The sequence below is a fragment of the Streptomyces sp. NBC_01217 genome (genome assembly GCF_035994185.1).
Taxonomy (GTDB): Bacteria; Actinomycetota; Actinomycetes; order Streptomycetales; family Streptomycetaceae; genus Streptomyces.
This window is the reverse complement of sequence record NZ_CP108538.1, coordinates 3,962,988-3,989,112: the sequence shown is the minus strand read 5'-3', so window position 1 is coordinate 3,989,112 and position 26,125 is coordinate 3,962,988. Positions and strand designations below refer to the sequence as shown.

At 70.7% G+C, this 26,125-nt stretch carries 27 protein-coding genes; 11 read left to right on the top strand and 16 right to left on the bottom strand.

Features of this window, described 5'->3' with window-relative positions:
- Nucleotides 1-203 precede the first annotated feature (203 nt).
- From OG507_RS17510 to hemB, 5 genes are all read left to right on the top strand, one after another.
- Nucleotides 204-974 (top strand): redox-sensing transcriptional repressor Rex, encoded by a 771-nt coding sequence (locus OG507_RS17510; protein ID WP_327368130.1) that lies wholly within the window; start codon nucleotides 204-206, stop codon nucleotides 972-974.
- Entirely contained in the window at nucleotides 971-2,473 is a 1,503-nt protein-coding gene (locus tag OG507_RS17505) for a glutamyl-tRNA reductase (protein WP_327368129.1), read from the top strand. The genes OG507_RS17510 and OG507_RS17505 overlap by 4 nt, the downstream gene beginning before the upstream one ends.
- Nucleotides 2,470-3,456 (top strand): hydroxymethylbilane synthase, encoded by a 987-nt coding sequence (hemC, locus tag OG507_RS17500; RefSeq protein ID WP_327368128.1) that lies wholly within the window; start codon nucleotides 2,470-2,472, stop codon nucleotides 3,454-3,456. The genes OG507_RS17505 and hemC overlap by 4 nt, the downstream gene beginning before the upstream one ends.
- On the top strand, nucleotides 3,453-5,123 hold the full coding sequence (locus OG507_RS17495; protein WP_327368127.1) for a bifunctional uroporphyrinogen-III C-methyltransferase/uroporphyrinogen-III synthase: 1,671 nt from the start codon (nucleotides 3,453-3,455) through the stop codon (nucleotides 5,121-5,123). Before hemC ends, OG507_RS17495 begins: the two co-directional genes overlap by 4 nt.
- Nucleotides 5,124-5,248: 125 nt before the next feature.
- A complete protein-coding gene (gene hemB, locus OG507_RS17490; RefSeq protein WP_327368126.1) occupies nucleotides 5,249-6,247 on the top strand; it encodes a porphobilinogen synthase in 999 nt (332 codons plus the stop codon).
- Nucleotides 6,248-6,337: 90 nt separating this feature from the next.
- Here hemB and OG507_RS17485 read toward each other — a convergent pair whose 3' ends face one another.
- The 5 genes from OG507_RS17485 to OG507_RS17465 all read right to left on the bottom strand — a co-directional run bounded on the left by OG507_RS17485 (nucleotide 6,338) and on the right by OG507_RS17465 (nucleotide 9,439).
- Nucleotides 6,338-6,991 carry an HAD family acid phosphatase gene (locus OG507_RS17485; RefSeq protein WP_327368125.1) on the bottom strand — a complete coding sequence of 218 codons (654 nt, stop codon included), beginning with the start codon at nucleotides 6,989-6,991 and terminating at the stop codon, nucleotides 6,338-6,340.
- 141 nt (nucleotides 6,992-7,132) lie between these two features.
- The gene (locus tag OG507_RS17480) at nucleotides 7,133-7,477 is read right to left on the bottom strand and encodes a hypothetical protein (RefSeq protein ID WP_327368124.1); all 345 of its coding nucleotides are present in this window, start codon (nucleotides 7,475-7,477) and stop codon (nucleotides 7,133-7,135) included.
- A 48-nt stretch (nucleotides 7,478-7,525) separates the two neighbouring features.
- Entirely contained in the window at nucleotides 7,526-8,317 is a 792-nt protein-coding gene (locus tag OG507_RS17475; RefSeq protein WP_327368123.1) for a DUF4253 domain-containing protein, read from the bottom strand.
- A 61-nt stretch (nucleotides 8,318-8,378) separates the two neighbouring features.
- A complete protein-coding gene (locus OG507_RS17470) occupies nucleotides 8,379-8,618 on the bottom strand; it encodes a DUF397 domain-containing protein (RefSeq protein ID WP_327368122.1) in 240 nt (79 codons plus the stop codon).
- Entirely contained in the window at nucleotides 8,615-9,439 is an 825-nt protein-coding gene (locus tag OG507_RS17465) for a helix-turn-helix domain-containing protein (RefSeq protein ID WP_327368121.1), read from the bottom strand. The genes OG507_RS17470 and OG507_RS17465 overlap by 4 nt, the downstream gene beginning before the upstream one ends.
- 112 nt (nucleotides 9,440-9,551) lie before the next feature.
- On the opposite strand from OG507_RS17465, the gene OG507_RS17460 reads away from it, so the two are divergent.
- The gene (locus OG507_RS17460) at nucleotides 9,552-9,947 is read left to right on the top strand and encodes an ATP-binding protein (protein ID WP_327368120.1); all 396 of its coding nucleotides are present in this window, start codon (nucleotides 9,552-9,554) and stop codon (nucleotides 9,945-9,947) included.
- Here the strand turns inward: OG507_RS17460 and OG507_RS17455 are convergent.
- Both OG507_RS17455 and argS read right to left on the bottom strand, forming a co-directional pair.
- The gene (locus OG507_RS17455; RefSeq protein ID WP_327368119.1) at nucleotides 9,944-10,759 is read right to left on the bottom strand and encodes a HEAT repeat domain-containing protein; all 816 of its coding nucleotides are present in this window, start codon (nucleotides 10,757-10,759) and stop codon (nucleotides 9,944-9,946) included. The genes OG507_RS17460 and OG507_RS17455 overlap by 4 nt on opposite strands.
- 69 nt (nucleotides 10,760-10,828) lie before the next feature.
- The gene (argS, locus tag OG507_RS17450; RefSeq protein WP_327372009.1) at nucleotides 10,829-12,595 is read right to left on the bottom strand and encodes an arginine--tRNA ligase; all 1,767 of its coding nucleotides are present in this window, start codon (nucleotides 12,593-12,595) and stop codon (nucleotides 10,829-10,831) included.
- Between the two features lie 134 nt (nucleotides 12,596-12,729).
- On the opposite strand from argS, the gene lysS reads away from it, so the two are divergent.
- Nucleotides 12,730-14,493: a lysine--tRNA ligase gene (gene lysS / locus OG507_RS17445; RefSeq protein WP_327368118.1), complete on the top strand. Its 1,764-nt coding sequence runs from the start codon at nucleotides 12,730-12,732 to the stop codon at nucleotides 14,491-14,493.
- 63 nt (nucleotides 14,494-14,556) lie between these two features.
- Here lysS and OG507_RS17440 read toward each other — a convergent pair whose 3' ends face one another.
- From OG507_RS17440 to OG507_RS17430, 3 genes are all read right to left on the bottom strand, one after another.
- Nucleotides 14,557-15,954, bottom strand: coding sequence for a DUF2637 domain-containing protein (locus tag OG507_RS17440; protein WP_327368117.1), 1,398 nt, complete (start codon nucleotides 15,952-15,954; stop codon nucleotides 14,557-14,559).
- A gap of 162 nt (nucleotides 15,955-16,116) precedes the next feature.
- A complete protein-coding gene (locus OG507_RS17435) occupies nucleotides 16,117-16,890 on the bottom strand; it encodes a DUF3558 family protein (protein WP_327368116.1) in 774 nt (257 codons plus the stop codon).
- Between the two features lie 179 nt (nucleotides 16,891-17,069).
- On the bottom strand, nucleotides 17,070-17,924 hold the full coding sequence (locus tag OG507_RS17430) for a DUF3558 domain-containing protein (RefSeq protein ID WP_327368115.1): 855 nt from the start codon (nucleotides 17,922-17,924) through the stop codon (nucleotides 17,070-17,072).
- A 170-nt stretch (nucleotides 17,925-18,094) separates the two neighbouring features.
- On the opposite strand from OG507_RS17430, the gene OG507_RS17425 reads away from it, so the two are divergent.
- A complete protein-coding gene (locus OG507_RS17425) occupies nucleotides 18,095-19,288 on the top strand; it encodes an RtcB family protein (protein ID WP_327368114.1) in 1,194 nt (397 codons plus the stop codon).
- Nucleotides 19,289-19,361: 73 nt separating this feature from the next.
- On the opposite strand, the gene OG507_RS17420 is transcribed toward OG507_RS17425, so the two are convergent.
- A complete protein-coding gene (locus OG507_RS17420) occupies nucleotides 19,362-20,123 on the bottom strand; it encodes an SDR family NAD(P)-dependent oxidoreductase (protein WP_327368113.1) in 762 nt (253 codons plus the stop codon).
- A gap of 54 nt (nucleotides 20,124-20,177) precedes the next feature.
- Nucleotides 20,178-20,513, bottom strand: coding sequence for a YnfA family protein (locus OG507_RS17415; protein ID WP_327368112.1), 336 nt, complete (start codon nucleotides 20,511-20,513; stop codon nucleotides 20,178-20,180).
- Nucleotides 20,514-20,603: 90 nt separating this feature from the next.
- Here OG507_RS17415 and OG507_RS17410 point away from each other — a divergent pair, with 90 nt between their 5' ends.
- Entirely contained in the window at nucleotides 20,604-21,113 is a 510-nt protein-coding gene (locus OG507_RS17410; RefSeq protein ID WP_327368111.1) for a hypothetical protein, read from the top strand.
- A gap of 40 nt (nucleotides 21,114-21,153) precedes the next feature.
- Here the strand turns inward: OG507_RS17410 and OG507_RS17405 are convergent, their stop codons facing one another.
- Nucleotides 21,154-22,623: an FAD-dependent monooxygenase gene (locus OG507_RS17405; protein ID WP_327368110.1), complete on the bottom strand. Its 1,470-nt coding sequence runs from the start codon at nucleotides 22,621-22,623 to the stop codon at nucleotides 21,154-21,156.
- Between the two features lie 125 nt (nucleotides 22,624-22,748).
- Between OG507_RS17405 and OG507_RS17400 the strand changes: the two genes are divergently transcribed.
- Nucleotides 22,749-23,318: a TetR/AcrR family transcriptional regulator gene (locus tag OG507_RS17400; protein ID WP_327368109.1), complete on the top strand. Its 570-nt coding sequence runs from the start codon at nucleotides 22,749-22,751 to the stop codon at nucleotides 23,316-23,318.
- A gap of 40 nt (nucleotides 23,319-23,358) precedes the next feature.
- Here OG507_RS17400 and OG507_RS17395 read toward each other — a convergent pair whose 3' ends face one another.
- Together OG507_RS17395 and OG507_RS17390 are read right to left on the bottom strand one after the other, a co-directional pair.
- Nucleotides 23,359-24,123 carry a Mut7-C RNAse domain-containing protein gene (locus tag OG507_RS17395; RefSeq protein WP_327368108.1) on the bottom strand — a complete coding sequence of 255 codons (765 nt, stop codon included), beginning with the start codon at nucleotides 24,121-24,123 and terminating at the stop codon, nucleotides 23,359-23,361.
- An 89-nt stretch (nucleotides 24,124-24,212) separates the two neighbouring features.
- Nucleotides 24,213-25,004, bottom strand: a complete 792-nt coding sequence (locus OG507_RS17390) for a phosphodiesterase (RefSeq protein WP_327368107.1) — start codon at nucleotides 25,002-25,004, stop codon at nucleotides 24,213-24,215.
- Between the two features lie 134 nt (nucleotides 25,005-25,138).
- Here OG507_RS17390 and OG507_RS17385 point away from each other — a divergent pair, with 134 nt between their 5' ends.
- On the top strand, nucleotides 25,139-25,576 hold the full coding sequence (locus OG507_RS17385) for a GNAT family N-acetyltransferase (RefSeq protein ID WP_327368106.1): 438 nt from the start codon (nucleotides 25,139-25,141) through the stop codon (nucleotides 25,574-25,576).
- Between the two features lie 10 nt (nucleotides 25,577-25,586).
- Here OG507_RS17385 and OG507_RS17380 read toward each other — a convergent pair whose 3' ends face one another.
- Complete coding sequence (locus OG507_RS17380) at nucleotides 25,587-26,123, bottom strand: GNAT family N-acetyltransferase (protein ID WP_327368105.1); 537 nt, start codon at nucleotides 26,121-26,123, stop codon at nucleotides 25,587-25,589.
- Nucleotides 26,124-26,125 lie beyond the last annotated feature (2 nt).

The window sequence follows — 26,125 nt, the reverse complement described above, 5'->3', positions numbered from 1 at the left end:
CTTTGCCCCCTTCGGACCTGCAACGGGCTGATGCGATCCTTGGTTCCGGGATCGCGCAACGGATGCGCGTGACCCCGGTCACTTTGACCGGACAAAACGGACACCATCTTTGTGCACGCGTTCACAAAGACATAGCCTGCATTCGACGGGGCGGCCTTGGGACGTACGGCCGCCTGCAGCCCCGCTCATCCCGCAGGAGCACCGTGGCAACTGGCCGAAATCACCGACCGGCGACCCGTAGCCGAGGAATTCCCGAGGCCACCGTCGCCCGGCTTCCGCTGTATCTGCGCGCACTGACCGCGCTCTCCGAGCGCTCGGTCCCCACGGTCTCGTCCGAGGAGCTCGCCGCGGCGGCGGGGGTCAACTCCGCCAAGCTGCGCAAGGACTTCAGCTACCTCGGGTCCTACGGAACGCGCGGAGTCGGGTACGACGTCGAGTATCTCGTCTACCAGATCTCCCGCGAGCTCGGGCTCACCCAGGACTGGCCGGTCGTGATCGTCGGTATCGGTAACCTCGGCGCCGCGCTCGCCAACTACGGCGGTTTCGCCTCCCGCGGCTTCCGGGTCGCCGCACTGATCGACGCCGACCCGGCGATGGCCGGAACGCCCGTCGCCGGCATCCCCGTGCAGCACGCCGACGATCTGGAGAAGATCGTCAGCGACAACGGGGTGTCGATCGGCGTCATCTCGACCCCCGCCGGTGCCGCGCAGCAGGTCTGCGACCGGCTCGTCGCCGCGGGTGTCACCTCCATCCTGAACTTCGCGCCGACGGTGCTCTCCGTGCCCGACGGCGTCGACGTCCGCAAGGTCGACCTCTCCATCGAGCTGCAGATCCTCGCCTTCCACGAGCAGCGCAAGGCCGGCGAGGACGCCGCCGAGAGCGGCTCGGACGACCCGGGCGCACCCCCCGTGCGCGCGGCCGCAGCCAGCAGAAAAGGACCTGACGGGGACATGCCCGCCGTGATGCCGGCATGAGTCTTCTCGTCGTAGGGCTGAGCCACCGCAGCGCCCCCGTCTCCGTACTGGAGCGGGCATCGCTGGCTGCCGAGACGCAGGCCAAGCTCCTCCAGGACGCCCTCGCCGCGGAACCCGCGGTCGAGGCGGCCGCGCTGGCCACCTGCAACCGCATCGAGCTGTACGCCGACGTGGACAAGTTCCACGCGGGCGTCGCCGAGCTGTCCACGCTCCTCGCCCAGCACAGCGGCGTCGGACTGGACGAGCTCACTCCGTATCTCTATGTGCACTACGAGGACCGGGCCGTCCACCACCTCTTCTCGGTGGCCTGTGGGCTGGACTCGATGGTCGTCGGCGAGGGCCAGATCCTCGGGCAGATCAAGGACGCGCTCGCGCTGGGGCAGGAGCTGCACACCGCGGGCCGGCTGCTGAACGACCTGTTCCAGCAGTCCCTGCGGGTCGGCAAGCGCGCCCACAGCGAGACCGGGATCGACCGGGCCGGGCAGTCGCTCGTCACCTTCGGTCTCGAACAGCTCGCCGCCGGTGCGGACGTCGCCGACTGGGCCAGGGGCAAGCGCGCCCTGGTGATCGGCGCCGGTTCGATGTCCTCGCTGGCCGCCGCCACCCTGGCCCGCGCCGGTGTCTCCGAGATCACCGTCGCCAACCGGACCCGGGCCCGCGCGGACCGGCTCGTCGAGATCCTGGCCCAGCCCGGTGGCACCGGAGTGACCGCTCGCGCCGTGGAGATGGCCGCGGTCTGTGACGAACTGACACGTGCCGACGTCGTCGTCTCGTGCACCGGCGCGACGGGGCTCGTGCTGACCGCCGAGGCCGTCGCCGGAGCGCTCGGCCTGGCCTTCGACCCCGCCGCCGAGGCGCCCGCCGCACCCGCCGCGTCCGTGCCCGCGCCGCCCGCCGACTCCGACCGGCACGCCGCCTGGGTGGAGAACGGCACCTCCGGCACGGTGCGCCAGGCCGTCCGCCGGACCACCGTGCCCGCCCAGGGCACCGGCCCCGTCCGCCTCGCCCTGCTCGACCTCGCCATGCCGCGTGACATCGACGGCGCCACCGCCCGCCTCGACGGCGTGCGCCTCGTCGACATCGAGTCGCTCGCCGAGGCGTCCGCGGACGCCCCGATGGCCGCCGATGTGGACCAGGTGCGCACCATCGTCGCCGACGAGGTCGCCGCCTTCGGTGCCGCCCAGCGCGCCGCCCACATCACCCCGACCGTCGTCGCCCTGCGCACGATGGCCGCCGGAGTGGTCGCGGGCGAGATCGCGCGGCTCGACGGACGCCTCCCCGACCTGGACGAGAAGCAGCGCGCCGAGATCACGCAGACCGTGCGCCGCGTCGTCGACAAGCTCCTGCACGCGCCCACCGTGCGGGTCAAGCAGCTCGCCAGCGAGCCCGGCGGCGCCGGGTACGCCGATGCGCTGCGGGAACTCTTCGACCTCGACCCGCAGACGGTCGCCGCCGTCTCCCGGGCAGACCTGAACGACCCGAATCGAGGGCGGTCATGACCGACAACTCACCCCAGGGCGCGGGGGCCACCCGGCCGCTGAGACTGGGGACCCGGCGCAGCAAGCTCGCCATGGCGCAGTCCGGCCTCGTCGCCGACGCGGTCAGTGAGGTGACCGGGCGCGCCGTCGAACTCGTCGAGATCACCACGTACGGCGACACCTCCCGTGAGCACCTCGCGCAGATCGGCGGCACCGGCGTGTTCGTCGCCGCGCTGCGCGCCGCGCTGCTGCGCGGCGAGGTGGACTTCGCCGTCCACTCGCTCAAGGACCTGCCCACCGCTCAGCCCGAGGGCCTCGTGCTGGCCGCCGTACCGGTGCGCGAGGACCCGCGCGACGCACTGGTGGCGCGGGACGGGCTGACCTTCGAGCAGCTGCCGTCCGGTGCCCGCATCGGCACCGGCTCGCCGCGCCGCATGGCGCAGCTCAACGCGTACGCCCGCAGCCACGGCCTCGACATCGAGACCGTGCCGATCCGGGGGAACGTCGATACGCGTATCGGATTTGTACGAAGCGGGGAGCTGGACGCGGTGGTACTCGCCGCGGCCGGTCTCAGCCGCCTCGGCCGGACCGGTGAGGTGACCGACTTCCTGTCGGTCGACACCGTCCTGCCCGCTCCCGGCCAGGGAGCACTGGCGATCGAATGCGCTGCGACCAGCGCGGACCTCGCCGCCGCGCTCGCCGAGCTCGACGACCCGTACACCCGGGTCGCCGTGACCGCCGAGCGTTCCCTGCTCGCCGCCCTGGAGGCCGGCTGCTCCGCACCTGTGGGTGCGCTGGCCGACCTCCTGGTCGACGGACAGGCTGTCAATGAACTGCGCCTGCGCGGTGTCGTCGGTTCCACCGACGGCGCCTCGCTGGTACAGATGTCCATCACCGGTCCCGTCCCCACGTCGCACGACGACGCGGCGGCCCTCGGTCGCGAACTCGCGGCCGAGATGCTCGCCAAGGGTGCGGCCGGTCTTATGGGGGAGCGAGCACTTTGAGCCCCACCGGCCCCGCCGCATCCGACTTTCCGGCCCTGTCCGCACAAGGGCACGTCACCTTCCTCGGCGCCGGTCCCGGCGATCCGGGACTGCTGACTCTGCGCGCCGTCGAGGCGCTCGCGAGCGCGGACGTCCTTGTCGCCGAACCGGACGTCCTAGGCGTCGTTCGCTGCCATGCGCGGGCAGGCGTAAGCACGCCCGAGCTGACGGTTGTTGACGCGCAGTCAACACCCGCCGGTGTGCCCGTTCTCAGGGACGCGGCCAATCTTGTCATGGAGGCCGCGAAGGGCGGCAGGCGGGTCGTCCGTGCCGTCTCGGGCGACCCGGGACTGGACGGGAACGCCGGTGCCGAGATGCTCGCCTGCGCCACCGCCGGCATCCCCTTCGAGGTCGTGCCGGGCGTCGCCAACGCCGTGGGCGTGCCCGCGTACGCCGGTGTGCCGCTGCGTGACGCGCAGGGCACCGACGTCCGGTTCGTCGACGCGCGTACCGCCTCCGACCGCTGCTGGAGCGAGGTCGGCGCGAGCGATGCCACGGCCGTCATCTCGACGAGCCTGGACTCGGTGGCCTCGGCCGCCGGTGAGCTGGTCTCGGCGGGCCGCAAGCCCGACACCCCGCTGACCGTGACGGTGGCCGGTACGACCACCCGCCAGCGCACCTGGACGGCGACCCTCGGGACGATCGCCCAGGTCCTGAAGCAGGCGAAGGTCCTTCCGTCGCCGGAGGGGCACCAGCCCGTCATAGCCGTGGTCGGTGAGCGAAGCTCCGCCGCCCAGCGCGACCAGCTCGCGTGGTTCGAGTCCAAGCCGCTGTTCGGCTGGAAGGTGCTCGTCCCGCGTACCAAGGAGCAGGCGGCGTCGCTCTCCGACCAGCTCCGTTCGTACGGTGCAGTGCCGCACGAGGTCCCGACGATCGCCGTCGAGCCGCCTCGTACGCCCCAGCAGATGGAGCGCGCGGTCAAGGGCCTGGTCACGGGCCGCTACGAGTGGATCGCCTTCACCAGCGTCAATGCCGTGAAGGCCGTCCGGGAGAAGTTCGAGGAGTACGGGCTCGACGCCCGTGCCTTCGCCGGGATCAAGGTCGCGGCCGTCGGCGAGCAGACCGCCGCCGCGCTCGTCGACTTCGGTGTGAAGCCGGACCTGGTGCCGTCCGGCGAGCAGTCCGCCGCCGGTCTGCTGGAGGACTGGCCGCCGTACGACCCCGTCTTCGACCCCATCGACCGGGTCTTCCTGCCGCGCGCCGACATCGCCACCGAGACGCTGGTGGCCGGGCTCATCGAGCTGGGCTGGGAGGTCGACGACGTCACCGCGTACCGCACGGTCCGCGCCTCGCCGCCGCCCGCCGACACGCGTGAGGCCATCAAGGGCGGCGGTTTCGACGCGGTGCTCTTCACCTCGTCCTCGACCGTGCGCAACCTCGTCGGCATCGCGGGCAAGCCGCACAACGTGACGGTCATCGCGTGTATCGGCCCGGCGACGGCGAAGACCGCGGAGGAGCACGGCCTGCGCGTCGACGTCCTGTCGCCGGAACCTACGGTGCACAAGCTGGCCGCGGCCCTCGCCGAGTTCGGCGCGCAGCGCCGGGAGGCGGCGAAGGAGGCCGGTGACCCGGTGACGCGGCCGAGCGAGCGGCGTCCCGGCGCACGGCGGCGTCGTACGACGACCTGACCGGCCTGTTTGACGGTGTCAGGGGCCCGGCTGCTTCGGCGGCCGGGCCCCTGCCCGTTTCCGCGGCCGTTTTCCCGGCGCAGGTGTCGGTAAGACGGTGATGTGTACGGGTCTAATCTCGAAGGATGACTGTGTACGGAAACTTCCCCGGCGCCCGGCCCCGGCGGCTGCGGACTACCCCGGCGATGCGGCGCATGGTCGCCGAGACACGGCTCGACCCGGCGAATCTGATCCTGCCCGCGTTCGTACGCGAGGGCATCGACGCGCCCGTCGCCATCTCGGCCATGCCCGGCGTCCAGCAGCACACCCTGGACACCCTGCGGAAGGCCGCCGTCGAGGCGGTGTCGGCCGGGGTCTCCGGGATCATGCTCTTCGGCGTCCCCCTGGACGAGAAGAAGGACGCCCGCGGCACGGCGGGCACGGACCCGGACGGCATCCTCCAGGTCGCCCTGCGCGCGGTGCGCGACGAGGTCGGTGACGAGCTCGTCGTCATGTCCGACCTGTGCCTGGACGAGTACACCGACCACGGCCACTGCGGTGTCCTGACCGCCGACGGCCGCGTCGACAACGACGCGACGCTGGAGCGGTACGCCGAGATGGCCCAGGTCCAGGCCGACGCGGGCGCCCATGTGGTCGGCCCCAGCGGCATGATGGACGGCCAGGTCGGCGTCGTCCGCGACGCGCTCGACCAGACGGGCCACGAGGACGTCTCGATCCTCGCCTACACGGCCAAGTACTCCTCGGCGTTCTACGGGCCGTTCCGCGAGGCCGTCGGCTCCTCGCTCAAGGGCGACCGCAAGACGTACCAGCAGGACCCGGCGAACGCCCGCGAGTCCCTGCGCGAGCTGGCGCTCGACCTCGAAGAGGGCGCCGACATGGTCATGGTCAAGCCGGCCGGACCGTACCTGGACATCCTCGCGAAGGTCGCCGACTCGGTGGACGTGCCGGTCGCCGCGTACCAGATCAGTGGCGAGTACGCGATGATCGAGGCCGCCGCCGAGCGAGGCTGGATCGACCGGGACGCGGCGATCATGGAGAGCCTGACCGGCATCCGCCGGGCCGGTGCGCAGATGATCCTGACGTACTGGGCGACGGAGGTCGCGCAGCGGCTGGGCCGCGCGTAGCGGCTGAGTGAGGGTGCGGGCCGTCGCCCCCCTTGCCCGCCCTGCCCGGACCGGGGTCCTGGGCAGGGCGAGGACGCGGTGAGAGCGTCTTCAGGAGAGTTCGCCGTTGTAGTCGGGGAGCTTGAAGGTGCGTTCGGCGTGGCCGCCAGTCAGGTCGGTGGTGTTGTTGCCGATGTTGGCGATGATCGTGTAGCCGTTCTTCTCGATCTTCACCCGCTGGGCCGTCTTGAACGCGCTGACCTCGGAGAACAGGTCGCCTATCGACCGGCCGTAGAGGCCGTCGACCGGGTAGCCGACCGACGTCAGGTTGTACCGGGTGATCGACTCGATGAAGTTCGGACGGGCCGACACGAAGAAGATCTTGACGCCCCGGGCGTGGGCGAATTCCGTCAGGGCGAGGGTCCGGTGTATCGCCGGGGTCGGGAAGGCCCACGAGTAGTCCGTTTCCAGCGACGTGTTGTCGATGTCCAGGACGATGGCGGGCTTCTCCCCGGCGGGCAGTGAGGCGGTGCGTCCGTCGACGTAGGCGTCCGCCTGGTCCAGGACGGCGGCGATGTCTGCCTGCCAGGTCGCGTAGTCCGGCTTCGCCGAAGCCGAAGTCGCAGACGCGGTCGCGGTGGTGGTCGCGGGGGCGGGGGCTGCGGTGGGGGTCGCGGCCAGTGCCGGGAGCGCGGTGCCCGTGGCGAGTGCCGCGGTGAGGAGCGCGGTTGTGGCGATGTTTTTGAGCCGGCCGAATGCCGCCATGTCGGTCTCCTTGGGTGAGGGGTGGGGCCGTTGCGTCGTGCGCATCGTGCCAACCCTTGGTTACCGATGGGTAGAGTCCGGTCGGTGATTGTTCGAACTCCCCGCGGGGGCGGGGTGGATGGCCGGGGCCTCCAGGGTTGCTCAGGGCCAGTCGATCAGGGCCATGAACGCCGCCCACGTGATGACGACCGTGCCGGGGGCGAGCACGGCGAGCGAGACACAGGTCGGCGGCCTGCGCCTCTTGAACACCCAGCTCGCGATCAGCACGATCAGGGCCAGGACCAGGCCGCAGCTGAGAACGGCCCAAGCGGCTTCGAAACTGGTGTCGAACCGGTCGGAGCCGGATTCCGAGCAGGAGTCGCAGGCCATCGGCGAGAGCCCGCCGAAGACCAGGACGACGAACGCGAGCGGAAGCGTCACGACCGTGGAGATCAGTGACGCGATCCAGGCGTGCGAGGGACGGGGCTGTGGGGTTGCTTCGGCCATGCGTACGAGTCAACTCGGCGTCCGGGGACGCCGCATGAGCTGTCGTACTCAGTCCCACCAGAAGTGCCAGGTCTCCTGGTTCAGCAGAATCTTCTCGGCGTACACATCCAGGTCGTACGGCGGGTTCTGGTTGATGTTGTCCGGGCAGAACGCGAAGTGCTCGGCGGCGAGCGCCCGTGCCTCCGCCGGGGTCGTGGGCGGGCGCCCGACCGAGACGGTCAGGGTGTCGAAGCCGAGCGCCACGACCCGTATGCCGAAGCGGTCCTCCCAGGAGCGGAGCACTGCGCACAGCCGGGCGGTGTCGTCCTCGTGGTTGACCGGTCCCGACCAGCCGATCGCCGCCGGTATGTCCGCGCTGCGCCGCGCCGGGACGAGCGCGAGGCGTGCGCCGGGGAACCAGCCTTCCGGGCCGGTGGACTGGTCGGCCACCTCGGCCGCGAGGTCGTCCGGGGTGTCGGGTCCGTCGGCGGCAGGAGCGGGTGCCAGGCCCGGCCATTCGCCGTCCTCGGCGTCGAGTTCGTCGGGTGCGCAATCCGCCCAGTACTCGCCGAGCACCTCCTCGGCGTCGTGATCACCCGGGTAGGACGTCCGGTCCGGGGCGAGGTCCCAGGTGTCGGGCCACTGGTCGCGTCTCCCGCCGTCGATCAGTACGGGCAGGAGCCCGACCGCCCGGCCTGCCGCACGCAGCCCGGCCCACGTCCCAGGGGACGCGGGGCCGTCCGCGTACCAGAGCAGCGGTTCGTGCCACGGGCCGTCGGCCGTGGCGTCCACCAGTGATCCTGGCGGGAGTTGAAGCCCTGACGTGGCCAGGGACGGGAGCGGGTTCGGAAGCGTCGCCATGCCGGTGAGCGTACGGGCCGCCACTGACAATCGGCCGTCCGGCCCGGTTCGTTCCCGGCGCTCAGCCTCCGACGTGCGCGGCGAAGGCCGACCAGGTGGCGGGGGCCAGGGTGAGGGCGGGGCCGTCGGGGTTCTTGGAGTCGCGGACGTGCACGGCGGCGGGGTGCGCGGCGATCTCGACGCATTCGCCACCCTCGCTGCCGCTGTAGCTCGACTTGTGCCATTCGTAGGCGACTTCGAGGCACTCGCCGCCATCGCTGCCGCTGTAGCTGGACTTGAACCACTCACGTGCGGTGCTCATTGCTCTCCTAGCAGCCGGTCCAACAGGTCCCTCGTTTCCTCGGTGTTGAGGGCCTGCGTCCGCAGCATCGCATACCTCTGCGCGAGGATGCTGATCTCGTCCGGGTCGGAGATGAGTTGGCTGCCGCGCTGAGTTTCGGTGTAGGCGATGTGCTGGTAGTCCGGTGTCTCCAGCAGGATGAACGGCCCGTCGAGCCCCGCGTGAGTTTGTCGGCCGAGCGGGATGACTTGGAGGGTGATGCCCGGCAGGTCGGCGCATGCGCGAAGGTGGCGCAAGGTCTCCCGGTACACCTCGTCGCCTCCGAGCCGGTCTCGGAGGACAGCCTCGGAGATGACGAAGCTGGTGGTCGGGGGCACTTTGCGGTGCAGGATCTCCTGACGCTCCAGGCGCATGCCGACGTGGTAATCGATCTCTTCCCTGCTGAACGTGGGAACTCGGCTGTCGAAGACGGCGCGGGCATAGTTCTCGGTCTGAAGCAGGCCCGGCAAAACCTGGTTTGCGAAGAAGCAGAGGGCAAGTGCGCACCGCTCCAAGTCCATGTACTGCTCCGCCCACGCCGGGATCAGGTCGATCTCCGGCATGTTGTCCACCGCCGTCTCCAGTGCCTTCTTCGTTTCCAGTAACTGGTCCAACTGGCGGGCCAGGTCCGGCAGCAGCGCGCGCCTGCCCTGTTCGATGGAGGCGATCGTCTCCACCTGGTGGCCCACTCGGTCCGCCAGCTGGGCCTGGGTCAGGCCGGCCGCCACGCGGAACACGCCGACCAGCTTGCCCACGAGTTTCATCGCCGACGCGTTCTTGCGCTGCCGCTTCCTGGGGTGCATACGGTTCGAACTCCCACCTACGTGCCTGCTTCACGCGCGCGCGACCCGTACAAGAAATCTGTACGGGTGCGCGTACTGCAGCAGCGTAGTCACAGAGTGTGACTCTCGTCCCATGAACGAGACGATGCAACTCTCGCTGCTGCGCGAGCGGTTCTACCGGCGCGAACGCCGATCGGTGCCTGCTGCACGGGAGTTCGTACGAGGAGCTGTCACCGACTGGGGGTTCGGTGCGCGGCTGGATGACGTACTGCTGTGTGTGAGCGAGCTGGCCACCAACGCACTGGTTCACGGGGTGCCGCCGGGGCGCGGGTTTCTGGTGCGGCTGTTGCTGCGCGAGGAAGGGAAGTTGCTGCGGGTCGAGGTCCATGACAGCGGGGGCGGGCAGCCGGGTGTGCGCGAGCCCGACGGGGAGTCCGGGCGTGGGCTGGTGATCGTGGCGGCGCTGGCGGATCTGTGGGGGGTGGGGGAGCGGAGCCCGGGCAAGGTGGTGTGGTGCGAGTTCGGTTAGGGCTGGTCCCTGTCCTGGTCCTGGTCCTCGGGCGCGGCGAACTCGACGGCCTCGCGGACCTCTTCGTCCGGGTCCTGGGAGAGGCGTCGGAGGAGTTCCTTGACGCCCGGTGTCGACCAGTTGGCGACGGCCTCGACGAGGGCCACGCGGACCTGGGGATCCGGGTGGTCGGCGAGGTGGGCCAGCTGGCCGAGCGGACCGCGCCGGCGCATGCCCAACCAGTGGAGGGTCTCGGTGAGTTGTGAGGGATAGCCGGGGTCGCCCGCTGCGGCGATCCGGCGCAGGAGCACCGGGGTTGCGGGTGCCGGGCCGTCCAGGGGGTGCGGACGCCGTTGGCGCAGGCGCTGTGAGCCGTACTCGCCGCGCACCCGGCAACCGAAGCAGGTGCAGGGCGTCCTGCCGTTGGAACCGGGGAAGTAGCGCCAGCCGGTGACCTGGCTGACGGTGCGGAGGCGGTGCACTTCGCGCTTTGTGACCGCGCGGGGGACGAACACTTCCCAGCCGCGCGGGTCGTCCAGGGCGGCCGTACGGCGGACGGCCTCGGCGGCTGTGGTGGATGCGGGAGCGGCGTTGTAGCGGCCCAGGGTGACGGGTTCGTCGTCGGGCAGACGGATGTGTACGGCGACGAGCCCGCGCGGTCCGCCGTGCCGGGCCAGTTCGCGCAGCCACTGGTGGGTGAGGGTGTACGAGGGGAGGACGGGGAAGCAGTACAGGCCCCGTGAGCCGTCGCGGCCGTGGCCGGCGGCCCGTATCCCGGAGCGGCGGATGCGCGCCGCGTTCGCTGTGGGTGTCAGGTGCACGAACATCGCCATGCGGCCGATGCTAGTGCCGTGACCGGCAAGCTCTGCCGGTCACGGCACCAGCCGGGGCGCCTACGGGACTCAGAGGCGCTCGGGGGTCCTGATGCCGAGCAGCTCCATGCCCTGGTGCAGGGTGCGGGCGGTGAGGTCCGAGAGGAAGAGGCGGTTCTCCGCCACATCGCCCGGAACCTCGGGCTTGAGCACCGGGCACTGGTCGTAGAACGTCGTGAAGAGCGAGGACAGCTGGTAGAGGTACGCGGCCAGCTTGTGCGGCTCGTACGCGGTGGCGACCTCGGCCACGACCTCGCCGAACTGGTCCAGGTGCAGGCCCAGCGCGCGCTCGGCCGGGGCCAGCTCCAGCTCCGGGTGCGGCCGGGACTTCAGCTCGCCCGCCTTGCGCTTGATGGAGCGGGACCGGGCGTGCGCGTACTGGATGTACACGCTGGTGTCGCCGTTCAGCGAGACCATCTGGTCCAGGTCGAACTTGTAGTCGCGGGCCGCCGACGTCGACAGGTCCGCGTACTTCACCGCGCCGACGCCGACCTGCGCGCCACGCTCGGCGATCTCCTCGTCGGTGAGGTCCTTCGCCTTCTCGCGCACGACGGCGGACGCCCGGTCGATCGCCTCGTCCAGCAGGTCCTCCAGCCGGACCGTCTCGCCCGCACGGGTCTTGAACGGCTTGCCGTCCTTGCCGAGCACCGTGCCGAAGGCGAGCTGCACGGCCTTGACGTCCTCGTTCAGCCAGCCGGCCCGGCGGGCGGTCTCGAAGACCATCTTGAAGTGCAGGGACTGCCGCGCGTCCACCACGTACACCAGGGTGTTCGCCTTGAGGTTCTGGACCCGGTCGCGGATCGCGGAGAGGTCCGTCGCCGCGTAGCCGTAACCGCCGTTCGACTTCTTGACGATCAGCGGCACCGGGTTGCCGTCCGGGCCCTTCACGTCGTCGAAGAAGACGCACAGCGCACCCTCGGAGCGGACGGCGACGCCCGACTCCTCCAGGATGCGGCAGGTCTCCTCCAGCATGTCGTTGTAGCCGGACTCGCCGACGATGTCGGCGTCGCGGATCTCCATGTCGAGCTTGTTGAAGACCGAGTAGAAGTAGATCTTCGACTCGTCGACGAAGCGCAGCCACATGGCGAGCGTCTGCTCGTCACCGGCCTGGAGCGCCACGACCCGGTCCCGGGAACGGGCCTTGAACTCCTCGTCGGAGTCGAAGAGCGCACGCGAGGCCTTGTAGAGCCGGTTCAGCGAGGACATGGCGGCCTCGCCGTCCGCCGCGTCGCCCTCGTGGTTCAGCTCGCCGGGGTGCTCGATGAGGTACTGGATGAGCATGCCGAACTGGGTGCCCCAGTCGCCGATGTGGTGGCGCCGGACCACGGTCTCGCCCGTGAACTCCAGGATCTGCACCATCGCGTCACCGATCACCGCGGAACGCAGGTGGCCGACGTGCATCTCCTTGGCCACGTTCGGCTGCGCGTAGTCGATGACCGTGGTGCCCGCGGCGCTGTTGTACGGAACGCCGAGTCGGCCCTCGTCGTCCGCGTCACGCGCGGCGAGGGTCTCGATGATCGCCCTGTCGGAGAGCGTCACGTTCAGGAAGCCGGGGCCGGAGACCTCGATCTCCTTGATCAGGCCGCCCGCCGGGATCGTGGCCGTGACCTGGGACGCGAGCTCGCGCGGGTTGCCCTTGAGCTTCTTGGCGAGGGCCAGGATGCCGTTGGCCTGGAAGTCGGCCCGGTCGCTTCGGCGCAGCAGCGGGTCCGCGGTGCCGGCATCCGGCAGAGCTGCCGTCAGGGCGTCCGCCAGCTGCTGCTGGAGCGTGGAAGCGAGGGAATTGACCGAGGCCATGAGCCGGCTGCCGTTTCCGTAGAGGTACAAGGGAAGACGCCCAGTATCCCACGCACTGTAAAGCCGTTTTCGCGCTGCCGGTGGGACCTGGGAGAATGGGGACTGCCCCTACGAGCCCTACCAGAGAGAAGGACGTGCCGACCGTGGCTCAGAGTCAGAGCAGCACCGAGGCCGACTGGGTCTCCCGCTTCGCGGACGATGTCATCGCCGAATCGGAGCGTCGTGCGCCTGGCAAACCGGTCGTCGTCGCGTCCGGCCTCTCCCCGTCGGGCCCGATCCACCTCGGCAACCTCCGCGAGGTCATGACCCCGCACCTGGTCGCCGACGAGATCCGCCGCCGGGGGTACACCGTCCGGCACCTGATCTCCTGGGACGACTACGACCGCTACCGCAAGGTCCCGAACGGCGTTCCGGGTGTCGACGAGTCCTGGGCCGAGCACATCGGCAAGCCGCTGACCTCGGTGCCCGCCCCGGCCGGGTCCGCGTACCCGAACTGGGCCGAGCACTTCAAGGCCGCCATGACCGCCGCGCTGGACGAGCTGGGTGTCGAGTACGACGGCATCAGCCAGACGGAGCAGTACCTGGCGGGGGCGTACCGCGAGCAGATCCTGCACGCGATGAAGCACCGCGCCGACATCGACGCCGTCCTCGACCGGTACCGGACGAAGAAGGACCCGGCGGCGGGAGCCAAGGGCGGCAAGAAGCCGCAGCAGCAGAAGAAGGTCGACGAGGCCGAGCTGGAGGCCGAGGCGGGCTCCGGCGCGGCGAGCGAGGACGACGGCAGCAGCGGCTCCGCCGGCTACTTCCCGTACAAGCCCTACTGCGGCAACTGCGAGAAGGACCTCACGACCGTCACGTCGTACGACGACGACAGCACCGAGCTGAACTACACCTGCGCGTCCTGCGGCTTCGCCGAGACCGTCCGGCTGAGCGAGTTCAACCGCGGCAAGCTGGTCTGGAAGGTCGACTGGCCGATGCGCTGGGCGTACGAAGGGGTGATCTTCGAGCCGAGCGGCGTGGACCACTCCTCGCCGGGCTCCTCGTTCGTCGTCGGCGGCCAGATCGTCCGCGAGGTCTTCGACGGCGTGCAGCCGATCGGCCCGATGTACGCCTTCGTCGGCATCTCCGGCATGGCGAAGATGTCCTCCAGCAAGGGCGGCGTGCCGACCCCGGCCGACGCGCTGAAGATCATGGAGGCGCCGCTGCTGCGCTGGCTGTACGCGCGCCGCAGGCCCAACCAGTCCTTCAAGATCGCCTTCGACCAGGAGATCCAGCGGCTCTACGACGAGTGGGACTCGCTGGCGCGCAAGGTCGCCGACGGCTCGGTGCTGCCCGCCGACGCCGCCGCGTACGCACGGGCCATCGGCACGGCCGCCGGTGAGCTGCCGCGTACGCCGCGCCCGCTGCCGTACCGCACGCTCGCCTCGGTCGTGGACATCACGGCCGGGCACGACGAGCAGACGCTGCGCATTCTGAGCGAGCTGGACCCGGAGAACCCGCTGACCTCGCTGGAGGAGGCCCGGCCGCGGCTCGACCGCGCCGAGAACTGGATCACCAGCCAGGTCCCGGCCGAGGCCCGCACCATCGTGCGCGAGGAGCCGGACAAGGAGCTGCTCGGCTCGCTGGACGAGCAGGGGCGCCGGTCGCTGCAGCTGCTCGTGGACGGGCTGGACTCGCACTGGTCGCTGGACGGGCTCACCACACTCGTCTACGGCGTGCCGAAGACCCTGGCGGGTCTGGAGCCGGACGCCAAGCCGACGCCCGAGCTGAAGGCCGCGCAGCGGTCGTTCTTTGCGCTGCTGTACCGGCTGCTGGTCAGCCGGGACACGGGGCCGCGACTGCCCACGCTGCTGCTGGCCGTGGGGGCGGAGCGGGTGCGCAGGCTGCTGGGCGCGTAAGGGGTTGTTGGCACGGAGGGCCGTCACCCGGTGGTTCGGGTGACGGCCCTCCGTCGTGCCGTTCTACGCGATGTGGTTCTCGGCCATCTCGTTGTCGAAGCGCTGCTTGAACCCCGGCAGGAGGCGGCGGAGCAGGGCCGCGCTGCGGGGGTGACGGACGTTGTGGCCGTCCGAGAGGTGGATGTCGAGGACTTCCGCGCTCGGGTAGTCCTGGTGCGCGTGCGTGTACGCGGTGAACACCTCGTACGCGATCTTGCTGAACTCGACTTCGGCCTCGGCCCATTCGGACGGGTCGGGCTCCTGCGGCTGCTGCGGCTGTTGCGTCCGTTGCGGCTGGGGTTCCGGCTCCGGCTGCCCGGGCTGGGGCTCCTGCTGCTGTTCCGGCTGGGGTTCTGCGGCCTCTGCGGAGCGGGGGCCCGGGACGGCGCCGATGGTGCCCACGTTGCCCAGGGGGCGGGTGCGGCCGCCGGGGCCCAGCGGGACCATGACCGGCGTGGGCTCCAGGCCCTCGACGTACGTCGGGTCGTACGCACTCTCGTACGCGTCGTCCGGCACCCGGGGCGCCGCGAACCACGGGCTCTCGTGCGAGCCGGGGCCCTCCTCGGGCCACTCCTCGGGGTCGGAGGGGTCCGAGGGGGCCGAGGGGTGGGAGTGCTGTTGCTGCTGTTCGTACTGCTGGGGGTGGGGCTCGGCGTACGGCAACTCGGGCTGGAACTCGGCCGATTCGACCGATCCGGACGAGGCCCGGTCCGGGGCCGGGGGCAGCAGCGCCGGTTCGATGCCCGCGGCGGCGAGGCCGGCTCCGGCGGTCTCGGACAGCGGGACGCCGTACTTCGCCAGGCGCAGCGGCATCAGGGACTCGATGGGCGCCTTGCGCCGCCAGTTGCGGCCGAATCGGGCCTGGAGGCGGGCCTGGTAGATCAGCCGGTCCTGTTCGAGCCTGATGACCTGCTCGTACGAGCGGAGTTCCCAGAGCTTCATCCGCCGCCACAGCCGGAACGTGGGCACGGGGGAGAGCAGCCAGCGGGTGAGCCGCACGCCCTCCATGTGCTTGTCGGCCGTGATGTCGGCGATCCGGCCGACCGCGTGCCGGGCGGCCTCGACGGAGACCACGAAGAGCACCGGGATGACCGCGTGCATGCCGACGCCGAGCGGGTCGGGCCAGGCCGCGGCGCCGTTGAAGGCGATCGTCGCGGCGGTCAGCAGCCAGGCCGTCTGGCGCAGCAGCGGGAACGGGATGCGCAGCCAGGTCAGCAGCAGGTCCAGGGCGAGCAGGACGCAGATGCCCGCGTCGATGCCGATCGGGAAGACCAGCGAGAAGTCCCCGAACCCCTTCTGCAGGGCGAGTTCGCGCACCGCCGCGTACGAACCGGCGAAGCCGATCGCGGCGATGAGCACCGCACCGGCGACCACGAGCCCGATGAGTATTCGGTGGGTGCGTGTCAGCTGCATCGCGGCCACCCGCGTTCCCCTCCCCGTTTTTCGACTTCTGGCGGGCACAGCCTGGCACATGACGGCGCGGTGTGTTGCGCGGGGCGGGCGAAGCCCGGTACTCGGGGGAGGACCGGGCTTTGTGAAACCGCTTCCGGGCAGGGGTGTTGGGTGTCCCTGCCGATGCGTCGGCTAGCTCGTCTTCTTCGTGGCCTCGGCGCTCGGTTCCGTCGAATCGCTCGGGGCGTCCGACTTCGTGCCGGAGGCGGCGACCGCGGCCACGGCCTCCTTGGCCGCCTTCTCGGCGTCCTTCAGGATGTCGCCGGCGGACGGAGCCTTCGCGCCCGCGTAGCCCGCGCCGTTGTAGGTGAGGGTGACAACGACGTTCCCGGTGCGGGTCACGACCGTTGCGTACTTGAAGTCCTCACCCGTCTTGGTGAGGTCGTACGTGATCTTGGTCGCCTGCTCGCCGATTCCGCTGACGGGTGCCTCGGCGAGCTTCTTCGCGCCCTCGGTCGCCCTGGCCTTGGCGACCTGCTTCGCGAAGTCCTGCTGGGCGCGCTTGTCGCCGCTGCCCAGGGCCTGGTCCGAGTCGAAGCGGGTGAAGCCGACGTCGAGCCAGCGGTACTGGGAACCCTTCACACCGTTGTCGTCGAGGCCGTTCCAGGAGCAGCCCGCGCGGTACGCGGTGTCGCTGGAGTTGGCGGGCGTGCCGTTCTTGGACTTCGCCTTGGGGACCAGGGAGGTGACCGTCTTGGTGCTGATCGACTTGCACGGGTCGGGCAGCGCGGCGAACTTCGCCGGCTCGACGCTCGCTTCCGACTTCTTCGCGCCCGGCGCGGTGGACGAGGACGAGCCCGAGTCCTTCTTGTCGCCGGAGTCCGACGAGCAGCCGGCGACGACGAGCATCACCGGAACGGCGGCGCAGGCGAGTATGCGGGAGAGTCGCGGAGCTGAACGGTGCATGGTTCCTTCACTCGGGTGGCGCGGCGGGCGGTCGGGCGGGTGCCAGGCGGTCGGGCGCGCTGTCGGCGGGCGGGCGGGTGTTCCGGAGGGCCACGGTACGACGGACGGCGGCCGGATGCCGCCTCGGCCGGGTGCTCGGCGGGAGCGGGCGAGGGCGGTCCGGGGCGCTCCGGGCGGGGCTATTCGCTGAACCTGTCGACCAGCTTGCGGGCCAGCGCCTGGGCCCTGTCCTGCAGTTCCTTGCTGTCGGGGACCACGGTGGAGACACTCGGCTGCTCGGTGTACTCGACGGTCACGATGACGTTCGATGTGCGGAATACCACGCTCACCGTGCGGTTCTGTGCGGTGGAACCTGCCCGGGTGAGCAGATCGTCCAGAAATGCACTGTCTCCGAGCGTGTCGAGGGTGCGGGGCAGAAGGCTCTCGCCGGAGCTGCCCGCGTTGCCGTCGGTGCCGTCTTCGGTGCTGTCTTCGGTGCTGTCTTCGGTGCTGCCGTCCGTGCTGCCGTCCGTGGTGGTCTCGCCGTCGGCGTTGTCGTTCCCTGGGGCCGAGGCGGAGGGCGACTGCGTCTGCGTGTCCGTCGTGCTGCTGGGCGAGGCCGAGGACGAGGACAGGCCGACCGCCTCCTCCTTCTTCGCGTACACCTCGCGGGCGCGGTCGTCATCGCTCACCGAGGGGTCGTAGGACACGACACGCTCGAAGTCGAGAAAGAGGGTGTGCGAGGAGTCCTGGCCCTCGGACTTCCAGCGGCAGCCGACCCGGCGGTCGGTGTCGTAGGTGACCGTGGCCGCGCCCTTGTACACCTTCTTCTGCTGGTCCTCGGGGAGTTCGGCGGCGCCCGGGAGCACCTCCTTCAGCGTGGATGACGCAACGGCGCGGCATGGGTCGGGAAGGGTGCGGTACTTGCCGGGGGCCGCCGCGGCGGCGGTCGCCTCGCCGGGCTTGCTGTCGGGGGCGGAGCCACCCGTTCCGGTGCTGGAACTGCAGCCGACGACAAGCGCTGCCAGTAGCGCGGTGCCGGGTACGTACGCCATTCGCCGCACGGTCCTGGGCTCCCTTCGTGCGAAAAACGGTTGTCGCTCGATGGCGACCGGTGGACACAATGTGTATCGCACGCGCCGCTGTGAATGCCGGTCGACCGGCTTATTTGTCGACCTTGGCACCGGTTTTGCGCTTTCAGGCTTTTCGGGGGTATCGAGGAAATATGTCGTATGTAGAGGTGCCGGGAGCGAAGGTCCCGATCCGGATGTGGGCCGACCCGGCCTCGGTCGAGGACGGCGCGATGCAGCAGCTGCGCAACGTGGCCACCCTGCCCTGGATCAAGGGGCTCGCCGTCATGCCGGACGTCCACTTCGGCAAGGGCGCGACGGTCGGCTCGGTGATCGCGATGCACGGTGCGGTCTGCCCGGCGGCGGTCGGTGTGGACATCGGCTGCGGAATGTCCGCGGTGAAGACGTCCCTCACGGCCAATGATCTGCCGGGCGACCTGTCCCGGCTGCGGTCGAAGATCGAGCAGGCCATTCCGGTGGGCCGCGGCATGCATGGCGAGGCCGTGGACCCGGACCGGCTGTACGGCTTCCGGGCGCCGGGCTGGGACGACTTCTGGGGACGGTTCGACGGAGTGGCCGATGCGGTCAAGTTCCGTCAGGAACGTGCCACGAAGCAGATGGGAACGCTGGGATCGGGAAACCACTTCATCGAGTTCTGCCTCGACGAGTCGGGTTCGGTCTGGCTGATGCTGCACTCCGGATCGCGGAACATCGGCAAGGAACTGGCCGACTTCCACATCGGGCAGGCGCAGCAGCTGCCGCACAACCAGGACCTGGTCGACCGCGACCTGGCGGTGTTCATCGCCGACACCCCGCAGATGGCGGCCTACCGGAACGACCTGTTCTGGGCGCAGGAGTACGCGAAGCACAACCGCGCGATCATGATGGCGCTCTTCCAGAACGTGGTCCGCAAGGAGTTCAAGAGGGCCAAGGTGACCTTCGAGCCGGTCATCTCCTGCCACCACAACTATGTGGCGGAGGAGCGGTACGAGGGCATGGACCTGCTGGTCACGCGGAAGGGCGCGATCCGGGCGGGCTCCGGGGACTTCGGGATCATCCCGGGCTCGATGGGGACCGGCTCGTACATCGTGAAGGGTCTCGGGAACGAGAAGTCCTTCAACTCGGCCTCGCACGGCGCCGGGCGGAAGATGAGCCGCAACGCCGCGAAGCGGCGCTTCTCGACGCGGGACCTGGAGGACCAGACGCGGGGCGTGGAGTGCCGTAAGGACTCCGGTGTCGTGGATGAGATTCCGGCCGCGTACAAGCCGATCGAGCAGGTCATCGAGCAGCAGCGGGACCTGGTGGAGGTCGTCGCCAAGCTCAAGCAGGTGGTGTGTGTGAAGGGCTGAGGTTCTTCACGCGCGGCTGAGCGGAGGGGTCCCGGACGCGGGTGGTGCGTCCGGGACCCCTTCTTGTCCCGTCTCAGGTGGTGGTGCGGTGGACCTTGGCGTTGGAGGCCTGGGCGCGGGGGCGGACCACCAGGAGGTCGATGTTCACGTGGCTGGGGCGGGTGACGGCCCAGGTGATGGTGTCGGCCACGTCGTCGGCGGTGAGGGGGGCCTCGACGCCCGCGTACACCTTGGCTGCCTTCTCGGTGTCGCCGCGGAAGCGGGTCGTGGCGAACTCCTCCGTCTTGACCATGCCGGGGGCGACCTCGATGACGCGGACCGGGGTGCCGACGATCTCCAGGCGGAGGGTCTCGGCCAGGACGTGTTCGCCGTGCTTGGCGGCCACGTAGCCGCCGCCGCCCTCGTAGGTGGCGAGGCCCGCGGTGGAGGAGAGGATCACGATGGTGCCGTCGCCGCTCTCGGTGAGGGCGGGGAGCAGGGCCTGGGTGACGTTGAGCGTGCCGATGACGTTCGTCTCGTACATCTGGCGCCAGTCGGCCGGGTCACCGGTGGCGACGGGGTCGGCGCCGAGTGCACCGCCCGCGTTGTTGACGAGGACGGCGAGGGTCCGGAACGCCGTGGCGAACTCGTCCACCGCAGTGCGGTCGGTGACATCCAGGGCGTAGGCCGTCGCCTGGTGGCCCGCCTCGTTGATCTCGGCGGCGAGCGCCTCGATGCGGTCCTTGCGGCGGGCGGTCAGGACGACGCGGTAGCCGGCGGCGGCCAGCCGGCGGGCGGTCGCGGCGCCGATGCCGCTGCTCGCCCCGGTGATGACGGCGATCGGGATGGCGGCCATGACGGGCTCCTCGGGCAGCTGATCGGTACGGGGTCAGGATAGGCAGGCTCGCGGTCAGTGGCCGCGCGGGGCGTACATGATCACGGCCATGCCGGCCAGGCAGACCAGCGCGCCGGTGACGTCCCAGCGGTCGGGGCGGTAGCCGTCGGCGACCATGCCCCAGGCGATCGATCCCGCGACGAAGACACCGCCGTACGCGGCGAGGATGCGGCCGAACTCGCCGTCCGGCTGGAGCGTGGCGACGAGGCCGTAGGCACCCAGTGCGACGACGCCCGCGCCGATCCAGATCCAGCCCCGGTTCTCCCGCACGCCCTGCCAGACGAGCCAGGCGCCGCCGATCTCGAAGAGCGCGGCGATGACGAACAGAACGGCAGAGCGGGCGATGACCATGGAAGCAGCGTGCCATGGGCCATGAGAGGGGAGACGCGCCGAACCGGTGGGTAAATACGGATAATTCGGGGTGATCTGTATCTTCGGGGCATGGTAGTGACACGTAGAGCTGTGCCGGTGCTGTTCGCCGCCGCCGCGACGGCCTTGATCGTGGTGGTGGGGATGGGGAGCCCGGCTGCGATTGCGGCCGCACCCGGGGCCGGGGGGATCGCGCCCGAGGCGGATGTGTCGCACCACGGGCATGTCTCGTTGTGGGGCACGGGGCTCGGGGTCTGGGTGCAGAGCAAGAACCGCGGCCCGTCGGACCTGACCGGTGTGACCGTGCGGGTGCGTACGTCGACGTCGCTCTCCGGGCGGCAGGAGCTTTCCGAGGGCTGTCTCCAGTCCGACCGGCAAACCGTGCTGTGCCGGACGGGTGCGCTGCGCGCGGACGCGGCGGAGGGGCAGCAGCTCGCCCTCGAACTGCAGCTTGCGGGGCGGCCGGACGAGGTCGTCGTGCGGATCGACACCCTGTGGAACGGCGGGGCGACCGACCGGAACCCGAAGAACAACGAGCACGAGGTGCTGGCTCCGGCCACCGGGGACGAGTACGTGTTCTGAGCCTTGCGGGTGTCGGGCGGGTGCTCATCGGGGCGGGTGCTCATCGGGTGAGTGCGGCCCGCAGGGCCGCCGGGTCGGCGTGGTCGCTCGCCCAGGCGATGTAGCCGTCGGGGCGGACGAGCAGGGCGGTCGTGCGGTCGCCCTTCCAGTGGGCGTGCACCAGTGGCGTCGGTGATGCCGGAGCGGCGGTGTCGGCGGGGGTGACGAGGACGAACGTGCCGCCGCGCAGCAGTTGGTGGAGGCGGCCCTCCCGCAGGCTCAGGTCGGGGGCGCGCTTCGCGGTGAGGGGGTGGGCTCCGCGCGGGGCCGCGTAGGCGATCGAGAGGCCGGAGACCAGCCCGATGGCCTTGTCGGAGGCGGGCCGGATCGTGGACAGCGCCTTGGCTGCGAGTGTCCTGACGGTCCGCTGGGGCGGGGTGTGGGCCATGGCGAGGCGGACGAGTGCGCCGCTGGAGCGGAGCACCATTGTGCCGACCGGGTGCCGTTCCGTCTGGTAGCTGTCGAGCAGCGCCTCCGGGGCGGCCGTCTGTCCGCGCAGTACGGCGGCGAGCTTCCAGGAGAGGTTGGCGGCGTCCTGGAGGCCGGTGTTCATGCCCTGGCCGCCCGCGGGGGAGTGGACGTGGGCGGCGTCCCCGGCGAGGAAGACCCGGCCGGTGCGGTAGGCGGGCACCTGGCGCTCGTCGCTGTGGAAGCGGGAGATCCAGCGCGCCTCGCGCATGCCGTAGTCGGTGCCGAGGGCGCGGCGGGTGATCTCGCGCAGTTCGTCGAGGTCGACGGGGTCGCTGTCGGCGGCCTGGTGTGCGCGGTTCCAGCCCATCGCGCGGTACCAGCCGTCGCCGAAGGGGACGATGAAGGCGAAGGCGTCCCCCACGCCGTTGACCGTCAGGAGGCCGGGGGGCTCCTCGGTGAGCCGGACGTCGGCGAGGACTATCGACCGGATCACGGATTTGCCGGGGAAGGGGAGGCCCAGTGTCCGGCGCACTCGGCTGTGCACTCCGTCGGTACCGACGAGGTAGCGGGCGCCGAGCGTGGTCCGGCGGCCGTCCGCCTCGCGCAGTTCGGCGGTGACGGTGTCCGATTCGGCGCTCTGGTGGAGCGCGGTCAGCTCCGTGCCGTACCGGAAGCGGACACCCGTGGCGTGGGCGCGGCGCTCCAGGAGGCGCTCCACCTCGTACTGCGGGGTGATCAGCACGAAAGGGAAGCGGGTGTGCAGCCGGGAGAGGTCGAGCGAGAGCTTGTCGAAGAAGCGCAGGGCGGAGACGGGCCTGCCCGTCTTGACCAGCTCGTCCGCCAGGCCGCGGGTGTCGAGCAGTTCGAGCGTGCGGGCGTGTACGGCGAAGGCGCGCGTCATGTTGCTGGTCTCGTGCGGCCGGCGCTCCACGAGTGCGACCGAGAGGCCCTGGGCGGCGAGGTCGCCCGCGAGCAGCAGGCCGGTGGGGCCCGCGCCCACGACGAGTACGTCGACGGTGTCGGTGCTGGTGCCGGGTGTGGTGCTCGGGGTGGTGGTCATGGCTGCCTCCTGGGCCCGTTCGTCAGCGGTCACTTTCGTGCCAACAAGCGTTGGTCAACACTTGTTGGCAACGGTAGCTCCGCCCGGACTGGCATGTCAACACTCGTTGGCCTACAATTGTTGGCATGACGACGAAGCCCGCCCCCCGCCGCTCGGACGCCACCAAGGCCGCGATCCTTGAGGCCGCGCGCGAGCGGTTCGCCGCCGACGGGTACGAGCGCGCGACGATCCGGGCCATCGCCCGTGACGCGAACATCGATCCGTCGATGGTCATGCGCTACTACGGCAACAAGGAGGGGCTGTTCGCCGCCGCGTCCGTGATCGACCTGCGGATGCCGGAGCTGGGGGCGATACCGGGCAAGCACATCGGTGCCGTGCTCGTCGCGCACTTCCTGGACCGCTGGGAGGGTGACGACGTGCTCACGGGCCTGCTCAGGGTCGGTGTCACCAACGACGCGGGCGCCGAGCGGGTGCGGGCGGTCTTCGCCGGGCAGCTCGGTCCCATAGCGGCCGGGCTCTGCCCCGACCCGGCCGACGCCCCGCGCCGCGCGGCGCTCGTCGCCTCGCAGATCCTGGGGATGGCGCTCGCGCGCTACGTCCTGCGGATCGAGCCCGCCGTCTCGATGTCGCGTGAAGACGTGATCGCCTGGCTCGCGCCCACCGTCCAGCGCTATCTGACCGCCGAGCGGCCGTAGACCCGCAGGGGGACCGTGGGTGCGTTGCGGGAGGAGGCCGTCAGTCCCCGGCCCCGGACGGGCTCGACGGCTCCGGGGGAGTGGGCGCGAAGCCGTGGAGCGCCTTTGCGACGATCGCGTCCAGGTGGCTGTGGTGGGCGCCGCGCCAGTAGACGCGGTCGCACTGCGTGCACTGCGCGAAGACGTCGTACGAGCGCCGGGTGCCGTGCTCCAGCTGGTCGCTGACGGAGTCCTTGTCGGCTGCCTTCAGCGGGCCGTTGCAGGCGGTGCACCTGGTCCAGGGGGCCAGATGCGGGGTGAACCGCTCCAGCACGTCACGCAGTTGGTCGTCCGGGCGGTCGCTGTAGACATACGCCCCGGCCCAGATCTCCCGCCGGTGCAGCAGCCCGCGGTCCCGGGAGAGCAGTACGCGGCGCTCGTGCGCCGACCGGGCGGCCAGCGCGGCGTCGCCGATGTCCTCGCTCTCGTACGCCGCATCGACACCCAGCAGCCGCAGCCGCCGGGCGAGCGTGCCGAGGTGGACGTCGAGCAGGAACCGCAGGGGTGCGCCGGGGACGCGCTGGGGGCGTTCCACGGCGCGTACCTCGACCAGTTCGCCCGCCCCCGGGATGTGTGAGACGGGCACGGGGCGGCCGTCGACCAGGAGCTGTCCGGCCTCGGTGAGCGGGATGCCGAGCGACTCCACGACATGGCCGAGGGTGGAGGAGCCGTCGGTGGTCACGGACGAGCGCCCCCGGCGGCGATCATGGGCGACGAAGAGCCGCAGCTCGGGGTCGACTTCGAGGTGGATCTCCGGTCCGTTCACCTGGCCAGGATGTCACCGCGCGGGGTGCGTCAGCCAGGCAATTCGGAGGTCGGGGCTTGGCGGCCGGGGGATTCGGGGCCCGGTCGTGGCTACGGCACGACGCGGTAGTGCGTGGTGATGCGCCCGCCCGCGCTCTGCCCGCCCGCGCCCCGGTCACCCTCGTCCAGGACGTGGAAGGCCACCCCGGGCGGGGCCGCCGGGTCGGTCAGCCGCTCGCCGCTCTCCCAGGGCAGGCGCAGGGTCGACACGACTGCGGGCGCCACGAGCAGGGGCCGCCCCGCGAAGGTCGCCGCCATCGCGGTGTGCGCGTGTCCGGTCAGGATCGCCGGGACGTCGTCGACGGAGCGGGCGGCGAGGAGCTCGGCGAACCGGGCCGCGTTCGTCAGGTTCGTCGCGTCCAGATACGGGTGGTGAACGGCGGCCGGGGGGTGGTGGAACGCGGGGATCGCCGGGGTGTCGCCCAGGTCGTCGAGCGTGCGGGCCAGCCAGTCCAGGGTCTCGTCGTCGAACCGGCCCGCGTCCTCGCCGGGAATGGTCGAGTCGCAGAGCAGCAGGGCGTAACCGGCCACGTGGTGAAGCCGGTTGACGGGGGCGGTCGGGTGCTCCCCGTCGTCCGGCTCGCCGGCCAGCAGGACCTTGCGGTACGCGCTCCGGTCGTCGTGATTGCCCGGGCAGGGGAGCGCGGGCGCGGTGAGCCCGGCCAGCAGCCGGGCCGCCTCCTCGTACTCCTCGGGGGCGCCGTGGTCCGCGATGTCGCCGGTGACCAGAACCGCATCCGGCTGCCGTGTCAGGGAGTTGAGGTACGCCACCACCCGGGTGGCGCGGTCCGTGGCCCGGTCGGTGCCGTCGAGATGCGGATCGCTGATGTGCGCCAGCAGCATCGGGTTGTCCTCCGTCGGTCGGCAGACTTAATGGTTGAGCTGTTGTCAACCATTAGATCGATGGATGGGGAGCCCGCGCAAGACCCGGGCGGTCGGGCGTGGGCCCGGACGGCCCCGGCGCCTACAGTTCCCGCATGAAGATCCTCGACCTCGAACCCGGTGATGCCCGACTGGCCGCCGATCTGCTTCCCGTCCTGCGCGAACTGCGCCCGCACCTCACCGAGGACCTCTTCCGGGAGGTGTACGAGAAGGGGTACGTACAGGGGCTGCGGTTCAGCGCCGCCTACGACGAGGAGGGCGCCTGCGTGGGCGCGGCCGGGTGGCGCATCGTCGACAACACCAGCCAGATCCGGATGCTGTACGTCGACGACCTGGTCACCGCCGAAGGGGCCCGGTCCACCGGCGTCGGCCGCCGGCTCCTCAGGCATCTCGAAGGGCGGGCCAGGGAGGCCGGCTGTCTGCACCTCAACCTGGACTCGGGCACGCAGCGCACCGACGCCCACCGCTTCTATCTGCGGGAGCGGCTGAGCATCGTCGCGTTCAACTTCGACAAGGTCCTTGACCTGGACTGAACGGCCGGGGTCAGTGTCCTGCGTCCGGGTCGAGGTCCAGCCGCCAGTCGTTGGTCAGCAGCGCATGCCCGGGCGGGTACTCGAAGTCGAACTTGCCGACCAGGGTGAAGCCCGCCTTGCGGCACACCGCGTTCGACGCGCCGTTGTCGATGGACGGATAGGCGTGCAGATAGCGGTGCTTGTGCTCGGCGCGGGCCTGTTCGGCGACGGCCGTCGTGGCGGCCGTCGCGATGCCCCGGCCCTGGTGTCCGGCGAGGACGGCCCACCCCGTCTCGTACACCTCCTGGCCCTGCCAGGTCCGCTCCCAGAAGCCGATCGTGCCCACGGCCTCGTCCCCGTCGGCCAGGACGATGCGGAACATCCTTCCTGCGCCCGTACGGTCCGCGCTCATCGCCACATAGCGCTCGTGACGCGTTATGAGCTGCTCCTCCGACTCGGGACCGCCCAGGTGGTCCATCAGCTCCGGTGCGTTGGCACGGCGAAGCAGCTCCAGGTCGGCGTCCGACCAGGGCTCGATCCGTACGGGTGACGAAGCGCGGCGTTCCATGC